The organism is uncultured Sphingomonas sp., from assembly GCF_946477935.1.
Classification (GTDB): domain Bacteria; phylum Pseudomonadota; class Alphaproteobacteria; order Sphingomonadales; family Sphingomonadaceae; genus Sphingomonas.
The window spans coordinates 1-2,587 of sequence record NZ_CAMLAC010000349.1; the positions used below are offsets into that span (position 1 = coordinate 1).

Below are 2,587 nucleotides of genomic sequence, written 5' to 3' on the forward strand. Positions count from 1 at the left end.
GTGGCGGCGATGTCGGTGGCGGGCGCACGCGGCGCGATCACGCTGGCCGGTGTGCTGACGCTGCCGCTGGCGATGAACGACGGGACCCCTTTTCCAGCCCGCGATCTGGCGATCTTTCTCGCCTCGGGCGTGATCCTCGCCTCGCTGGTGATCGCCAGCGTCGCGCTGCCGCTGCTGCTGCGCGGGCTCGACCTGCCGCCCGAGCATGGCACGGAGGCGGAGCGTGACCGAGCACGGCGGATCGGGGCGCAGGCGGCGATCGCGGCGCTGGAGAAGGAACAGCACCGGATGAGCGAGGACAGCGAGGATGTCGATCATTATGTCGAGATCGCGTCGCGGCTGATGGATGGCTATCGCGACCGGATCGACAGTCTGTCGGACGACACCGATACCAAGCGGCAGGACGAATGGGAGAGTGCCGAGCGCGTCATGCGCCTCGCCGCTATCCGGGCCGAGCGCAAGGCGATCTTCGCCATGGCGCAGACGCGCGAAATCAACATGGAAACGGCGAGCCGGCTGGGGCGCGAGCTAGACCTGCTCGACGCCAGGCTTTCCACCGCCCGCTGATCCTTGCCGCCGGTCGCACGAACCGCTTAGGTAACGCTATCGACGGATGGAGGGGCGATGCTGCGGGGTTTGGCTTGGGCGGCGGGCGTGTTGGCGATGCTCGGCGGATCGGCGGCGACGGCCGATCGCTGGCAGGCGAGCTGGGGTGCCGCGCAGATGGCGACGGCGGGGGACACCGCATGGCCGGAGGCCCGCGCCCGCGACGTCACGCTGCGCCAGATCGTGCGCGTCTCGACTGGCGGCAAGCAGGTCCGGGTGCTGCTGTCCAATGCGCATGGCACCGGGCCGCTGACCATCGACGCAGCGGCGGTGGCACTGGCTCCCGCTCCCGGCACGCCGCGTGCGGGCACGGCCCGGCCGCTGCGCTTCGCGGGCAAGGCAACCGTCACCCTCGCGGCGGGTCAGGAACGCTGGTCCGATGTCGTCGCCATGGCCCTGCCCCCCGCCGCCGATGTTGCGGTCAGCCTGTATCTGGCCCGTGTACCGGCGCCGCAGACCGGCCATCCCGGTGCGCGCGCCACCAGTTTCCTGACCAGCGGCAATCATGTGACCGACGCCGACCTGCCGGGTGCCGAGGCGGTGACGCGCTGGTACTGGCTGGCCGGGATCGACGTGTCGGCTGCCCGTCCGGCCACGATCGTCGCGGTGGGGGACTCGATCACCGACGGCTACGGCGTAAAACCTGAGCGCAACACGCGCTGGACCGACGTGCTGGCGGCACGCCTGCGCGGCAATGCCTCGACCCGGACGATCGGACTGGTCAATGCCGGGATCGGCGGCAACCGGGTGCTGAACGACGGGATCGGCCCGCGGCTGGTCGATCGCTTCGACCGCGATGTGCTGGGTCGCAGCGGTGCGCGCTGGGCGATCCTGCTGGAAGGGGTGAACGATCTCGGCACGCTGACCCGGGATGCGCCGGCGACGCCGGCCGCGCATGCCGAACTCGTCCGGCGGATCACCGGTGCTTTCGCCGACATGGCGGCAAAAGCCCATGCCCGCGGTATCGGCCTGATCGGGGGCACGATCATGCCGTTCGGCGGCAACGACTATTACCATCCCGGCCCGGAGCTTGAGGCCGATCGGCAGGCGATCAACCGCTTCATCCGCGAGAGCGGTACGTTCGACGCGGTGATCGACTTCGACGCGGTGATGCGCGATCCCGTGCATCCCGACCGGCTGGCACCGCAATATGACTCCGGCGACCATCTCCACCCGTCCGAGGCCGGCTATCGCGCGATGGGCGAGGCGGTTCCGCTGGGGTTGTTCGCGCCGGCCGCGGCAACGCCAATGGCGCTGACCTTCGACGATCTGCCCGCGCACGGCCCCCTGCCCCCGGGCGTCACGCGATTGAGCGTGGTGCGGCAGATCGCCGCGACGCTGGCGGCCGAGAAGGCACCGGCGTTCGGCTTCCTGAACGGCGGGTTCGGCACCGATACGCCGGCGGACAGCGCCGCGGCGACCGCGGCGTGGACGCGCGCTGGGCTGGCGCTGGGCAGCCATGGCTATGCGCATACCGCGCTCGATACGCTGGGCGCGGCGGGGTTCGCGGCGGACCTGGCGCGGAACGAAGCGGTGTTGCGGCGCGTGGCGCCGGGGGACTGGCACTGGTTCCGCTACCCCTTCCTGAACGAAGGCAGCGATCCCGGCGTGCGCGATGCGGCGCGCGGGGTGCTGGCAGAACGTGGCTACCGCATCGCGGCGGTGACGACGAGCTTCGCCGATTACGACTGGAATGCCCCCTATGCCGCCTGCATGGCGAAGGGCGATGCCGCCGCCGTCGCGCGGCTTGAGGCGGGATATCTGGCCGATGCGCGCGCCGCCGCCGTCGCGGCGCGGGCCGCAGGGGGCGAGACGCCGCAGGTGCTGCTGATGCATGCCGGCGCATTCACCGCGCGCATGCTGCCCCGGCTACTCGCCATGTACCGCACCATGGGCTTCCGCTTCGCGCCCTTGGCCGAGGTGGAGCGCGATCCCTTCTATGCGGCAGCGGTCGACCCGTCTCGGCCGGGGCCTACCGCTT

Annotated in this window: 1 protein-coding gene and 1 pseudogene; both read left to right on the forward strand. The window is 71.1% G+C overall.

What is annotated here, in order from left to right; translation table 11 throughout:
* Nucleotides 1-567, forward strand: a pseudogene (locus Q0U08_RS19710) (Na+/H+ antiporter); the annotation flags it as partial.
* 57 nt (nt 568-624) lie between these two features.
* The coding region (locus Q0U08_RS19715; protein ID WP_298093490.1) for a GDSL-type esterase/lipase family protein at nt 625-2,587 on the forward strand (1,963 nt) is incomplete at its 3' end.